Annotated in this window: 3 protein-coding genes and 1 pseudogene (1 of these 4 running past the window's edge); all 4 read right to left on the bottom strand. The window is 46.3% G+C overall.

Features of this window, described 5'->3' with window-relative positions:
• Nucleotides 1–504 (bottom strand): annotated as a pseudogene (locus C1T29_RS00850) (PIN/TRAM domain-containing protein) (it extends 587 nt beyond the left edge of the window).
• A gap of 131 nt (nucleotides 505–635) precedes the next feature.
• The gene (gene disA / locus C1T29_RS00845; RefSeq protein ID WP_020449840.1) at nucleotides 636–1,712 is read right to left on the bottom strand and encodes a DNA integrity scanning diadenylate cyclase DisA; all 1,077 of its coding nucleotides are present in this window, start codon (nucleotides 1,710–1,712) and stop codon (nucleotides 636–638) included.
• Nucleotides 1,713–1,715: 3 nt separating this feature from the next.
• A complete protein-coding gene (radA, locus tag C1T29_RS00840) occupies nucleotides 1,716–3,095 on the bottom strand; it encodes a DNA repair protein RadA (RefSeq protein WP_208945586.1) in 1,380 nt (459 codons plus the stop codon).
• 79 nt (nucleotides 3,096–3,174) lie between these two features.
• The gene (gene clpC / locus C1T29_RS00835; protein WP_020449838.1) at nucleotides 3,175–5,607 is read right to left on the bottom strand and encodes an ATP-dependent protease ATP-binding subunit ClpC; all 2,433 of its coding nucleotides are present in this window, start codon (nucleotides 5,605–5,607) and stop codon (nucleotides 3,175–3,177) included.
• Between the last annotated feature and the right edge of the window lie 47 nt (nucleotides 5,608–5,654).

The raw sequence follows: 5,654 nt of genomic DNA, 5'->3' as shown, positions 1-5,654 counted from the left end.
TGTGTCTAAAATTTTCAGCTTTTTGTCTTCTTCAGGACGCTCTTCCTCAGCAGAACCTTTTTTCTTTCTCGATGTGAAAAGTGTCAGCATTTCATCCTTTTTCTTGAAACCTACACGGAATCCGAGATAGCCGAGAAATGCGGCCAACACAATCGGAATGACCGTGCTGATCAACTGATAAGGGATGTCTTTTAACGGAATGACATTGACGATAAGATAAGCGAGCATAAGTCCGAAGATTAATCCCAAAGAGCCGAACAATAAATCTGAGACAGGTGCTTTGATCAAGGAATCCTCAATTTGTTTCACCCAGTTGATGACATAATCCGCACACCAGATGCCCAGAAGAAAAAAGATGATAGCTCCTAAACAAGCGGACGCATACGGGTTTGTTACTAAAGGTATGTCCTGTACATTTAACAGCACAAACAATTCCGGTATGAGAAAAATACCGATAACGCCTCCCAAAATCGCAAAGAACGCTTGAACTATTCGTTTCAACATACCTTCACCTCCTTTAAAATAATCGTTTTAATTTTTATGAATGCAGCTGTTTCAACCGGAAAAAGGGAAAACAAAAAGTAAGAATAATATACCCATAAATTGCAAATTTTAATCACTTTTAGAAATTTTTCTCACAGCTGCCTGTCAGTATAATGTTTCTCCTGAAGTCTCTTTAACCCTTTCTTTATCTTTTGGGCACGGACCGCCCCAATTCCTTCCACTTCATCCAATTCTTTTACATCCGCTTCGATAATAAGCTTTAAATGGCCGAATGCTTCGACAACATTTTCTACGATCGGCATCGGGAGACGGGGGATTTTGTGAAGGAGCCTGTAGCCTCTCGGGAAAACGTATTCCTCCATATTCGTAGTTGCAGAATAGCCTAAAAGCTTAAGGAGAATCGAGTCATCCAGCAATTCGAAACTCGACATATCCTGTAGCTGCTTCAGCAGGACAAACGGGTCTTTGATTTTTTCTTTCACATAATCTTTAACGAACAGCGCCGCTTCCTGCTCCATATCAGTGATCAGTTCACTAACCTGGAGCCTGATGAGATGGCCTTCTGTTCCAAGCTCTTTAATATACATATTAATTTCATTTTTGATTCTGAGCACCATTTCATATCGATGCAGAACAGAGATGACATCCCCAAATGTCACAAGCTCTTCAAACTCCAGCGCATTCAAATTGGAAATCGCATGGTCCAAAATGAGTTTGTATTTTTCGAGTGTCTGAATCGCCTGATTGGCTTTTGTTAAGATAAAGCCGATATCTTTGAGTATATATTTCATATTTTCCTGATAGAGCGTAATCACATTCCGCCTTTCAGAAATCGCAATGATCAGACAGCCGGTCTGCTTGGCCACACGCTCGGCCGTTCTGTGCCTCATGCCCGTCTCAGAGGATGGTATCGTCGCCTCAGGCATAAGCTGCGTATTGGCATATAAAATTTTCTGCCCTGAATCGCTGAGAATAATCGCCCCGTCCATTTTAGCCAGCTCGTACAGATGAGCCGGAGAGAAAGAAGAATTAATGTGGAACCCTCCGTCAACCACTTCTTTCACTTTATCATTGAAGCCGACCACGATTAATCCGCCTGTTTTGGCCCGAAGGACGTTTTCGATTCCCTCGCGAAGAGGTGTGCCGGGGGCGACAAACTGCAATATTTCTGAAAGATCCTGTTTCGCTCCTTTTTTGTCTTTTTCCATATATTATGATCCTCCTAATGAAGCTCGAAGGGCCTCAGCTACATTTTCAACACCGACGACTTCAATTCCTTTCGGCTTTGTCCATCCTTCCACATTTGCAGAAGGAATAATCATTCTTTTAAAACCAAGCTTCGCCGCTTCCTGCACCCTCTGTTCTATCCTTGATACTCTGCGGACTTCCCCTGTCAAGCCGACTTCGCCGATAAAACAATCCGTCGGATGAGGCGGGGTGTCTCTGAAGCTTGAGGCGATGCTCACCGCAACGGCGAGGTCGATCGCCGGCTCGTCCAGCTTGACGCCGCCGGCGACTTTTAAATAGGCGTCTTGATTTTGCAGCAGCAGCCCCACCCTTTTTTCTAAAACCGCCATCAGCAATGAGACGCGGTTATGATCAATTCCGGTTGCCATCCTGCGCGGATTTCCAAAACTCGTCGGGGAAATCAGCGCCTGAATCTCTACTAAGACCGGCCTCGTGCCTTCCAATGAAGCCACGACACTCGAGCCGGCTGCTCCAGCCGAGCGCTCTTCGAGAAAGATCTCCGACGGATTCAGCACTTCTGTCAGGCCCTCTTCCCTCATTTCAAAGATTCCCATTTCATTCGTTGATCCAAACCGGTTTTTGACGGCTCTTAAAATCCGAAATGTATGATGCCGCTCACCTTCAAAATAAAGGACGGTGTCGACCATATGTTCCAGAAGTCTCGGTCCGGCAATCGAACCTTCTTTTGTGACATGCCCGACGATAAATATCGGAATCCCTTTTGTTTTTGCAATTCTCATCAGCTCAGCGGTGCATTCCCTGACCTGGGACACGCTGCCTGGAGCAGATGTAATATCACTTTGGTAAACGGTTTGAATCGAATCAACCACCACGAATGATGGATTCATCTCTTCTATAGAAGACGTAATATACTCCATATCGGTTTCAGATAAAACGTGAAGAGTGGGACTGTTGATGCCTAGACGGTCTGCTCTCAGCTTTGTCTGCTTGACCGATTCTTCACCTGAGATGTACAGGACATTTTCTTTTGAATCAGCGAGCTGGGCAGATACTTGAAGCAGCAAGGTTGATTTCCCGATGCCGGGATCGCCTCCGATTAAAACGAGTGAACCTTTGACAATACCGTTTCCCAAGACGCGGTTGAATTCGCCCAGTTTCGTTTTAATTCGCGGCTCTTCTGTTGTTTCGATTGAAGTGAGAGGTGAAGGCTTTTGCACCGTTTGAACGGAATGTGAAAAAGCGGTTCTTCTGTTGGCGGCGGGTTTTTTTATCGTTTCTTCCACCATGGTATTCCATGTGCCGCATCCGGGGCACTTCCCCATCCACTTGGCGGATTCGTAACCGCATGAGTGACAAATGAATTTAGTCTTTGTTTTAGCCATTGATTTTTCAAAACGCTCCCTTTATAAGAAAGTGAGGCATACTGATGAACATCGTATGCCTCTTTCTTTTGTCTCTATATTAGTTCGTTTTAGCTTCGGTTTTTACGACAAATTCTCCGCCTTCTACATCCAAAACAATATGCTGGCCTTTTTCAATATGGCCTTTCAGGAGCTCTTCAGACAGCCGGTCCTCCACGTGTTTTTGGATTGCTCTTCTGAGAGGGCGCGCCCCGTATTCGAGATCCACGCCTTCATCGGCAATTTTTTCTTTAGCCGCTTCAGTCAGCTCAATTGACAGATCCTGTTCTTTCAGACGCTTAGTTAATTGTTCTGACATGAGGGATACAATATCTTTCAAATGTTTTTTCTCCAAAGAGTGGAAGACGATAATCTCATCAATCCGGTTGATAAATTCAGGTCTGAAGGCGCGTTTTAATTCGCCCATGACTTTGTCTTTCATATCTTTATAATTCTGGGTTTCATCCTGCACATTAAACCCGACGTATTTATTTCTTCTCAGTTCGCTCGCACCGACGTTTGATGTCATGATCAAAATCGTATTTCTAAAGTCGACCGTGCGCCCTTTTGAATCAGTCAGGCGACCGTCTTCAAGCACTTGCAGCAAAATATTGAAGACATCAGGGTGCGCTTTTTCGATTTCGTCAAGCAAGACGACGGAATACGGTTTTCTTCTCACTTTTTCAGTGAGCTGTCCGCCTTCATCATAGCCGACATATCCCGGAGGGGAACCGACGAGTCTTGATGTTGAATGTTTTTCCATATACTCGGACATATCGATGCGAATCATGGCTTCTTCATCGCCGAAAATGGACTCGGCAAGTGCACGGGCAAGCTCCGTTTTTCCTACGCCTGTAGGGCCGAGGAAAATAAAAGAACCGATAGGACGTTTTGGATCTTTTAAGCCGGCACGCGCGCGTCTGACTGCTTTGGCAACCGCAACGACAGCCTCATCTTGGCCGATAACGCGGGAATGAAGAATGCTCTCCATGTTCAGTAATTTGTCTGTTTCAGTCTGCGCAATTTTCGAAACCGGCACTCCGGTCCAGCTTGAAACAACCATTGCAATATCGTCGACGGTCACTTCTGAATTTTCCTGTCCCTGCTTTTCTTTCCAGGTTTTCTTGGTTTCTTCGACCTGTTCGCGCAGGCGCTGCTCCGTATCCCGTAATGACGCTGCTTTTTCGAATTCCTGGCTTTGGACAGCGGCATCTTTTTCTTTCCTTACTTCATCAAGCTTTTGTTCAAGCTCTTTTAAGTTCGGAGGCGTTGTAAATGAACGCAGGCGAACCTTTGAACCGGCTTCATCGATTAAGTCGATCGCCTTGTCAGGCAGAAAACGGTCCGAAATATACCGGTCTGACAGCTTCACAGCCGCTTCAATCGCTTCATCCGTAATCGATACGCGGTGGTGGGCTTCATAGCGGTCTCTGAGACCTCTCAATATTTGAATGCTCTCTTCAGGAGACGGCTGGTCAACCTGAATCGGCTGAAAACGCCGTTCGAGTGCAGCATCTTTTTCAATGTATTTGCGGTATTCATCAAGGGTTGTCGCTCCGATGCATTGCAGCTCTCCGCGCGCCAGAGACGGTTTAAGGATATTGGAGGCATCGATGGCCCCTTCCGCTCCCCCGGCTCCGATGAGAGTATGCAGCTCATCGATAAAGAGGATGATATTTCCCGCTTGACGAATTTCGTCCATCACTTTTTTCAGGCGGTCTTCAAATTCACCGCGGTATTTCGTACCGGCGACAACCGTTCCCATATCAAGCGTCATAACTCGCTTATCGCGGAGAATCTCCGGTACTTCGTTATTGATGATCTGCTGGGCGAGGCCTTCGGCAATCGCTGTCTTACCGACACCGGGCTCCCCAATTAACACAGGGTTGTTTTTCGTTCTGCGGCTCAGCACTTCAATTACGCGCTGAATTTCTTTGCTTCTGCCGATTACGGGGTCAAGGCTGTCTTCTTTTGCAATCGCCGTGAGATCCCTGGCAAGACTGTCTAAGGTTGGTGTGTTGGCATTGCTGTTGGCGCCTGAAGCAGCGCCACCGCTCTCATTGCTGCCCAACAGCTGCAATACTTGCTGTCTCGCTTTGTTTAAGCTGACGCCTAAATTATTCAGCACCCTTGCTGCAACACCTTCCCCTTCTCGAATTAAGCCGAGGAGGATGTGTTCAGTTCCAACGTAGGAGTGACCAAGCTTTCTTGCTTCATCCATCGCCAGTTCAGTCACTTTTTTGGCTCTCGGTGTGTAATGGATCGATTGTGACATCTCTTGCCCTCGGCCAATGAGGCTTTCAACTTCTTTTTGAATCTTGTCAGGGCTGAGTCCTAATGCCTGCAGCGCCTTTGCAGCAATCCCTTCTCCCTCGCGGACAAGGCCGAGGAGAATATGTTCTGTTCCAATGTTATTATGGCCCAGACGCAGAGCTTCTTCTTGAGCAAGCGCCAATACTTTTTGTGCTCTTTCTGTGAATCTTCCAAACATCATATCGTTTCATCCTCCTGTCTATTGCCGTTGTTTTCTAATTTCAGAGA

Source organism: Bacillus sp. MBGLi79 (assembly GCF_002953915.1).
Note: the sequence above shows the minus strand (reverse complement) of the source record. Positions and strands in the feature narration are given on the sequence as shown.

Bases quoted from the DNA above. Each gene is read 5' to 3' on its own strand.
- disA (WP_020449840.1), bottom strand. From the start codon at position 1,712: ATGGAAAAAGACAAAAAAGGAGCGAAACAGGATCTTTCAGAAATATTG.
- radA (WP_208945586.1), bottom strand. From the start codon at position 3,095: ATGGCTAAAACAAAGACTAAATTCATTTGTCACTCATGCGGTTACGAA.
- clpC (WP_020449838.1), bottom strand. From the start codon at position 5,607: ATGATGTTTGGAAGATTCACAGAAAGAGCACAAAAAGTATTGGCGCTT.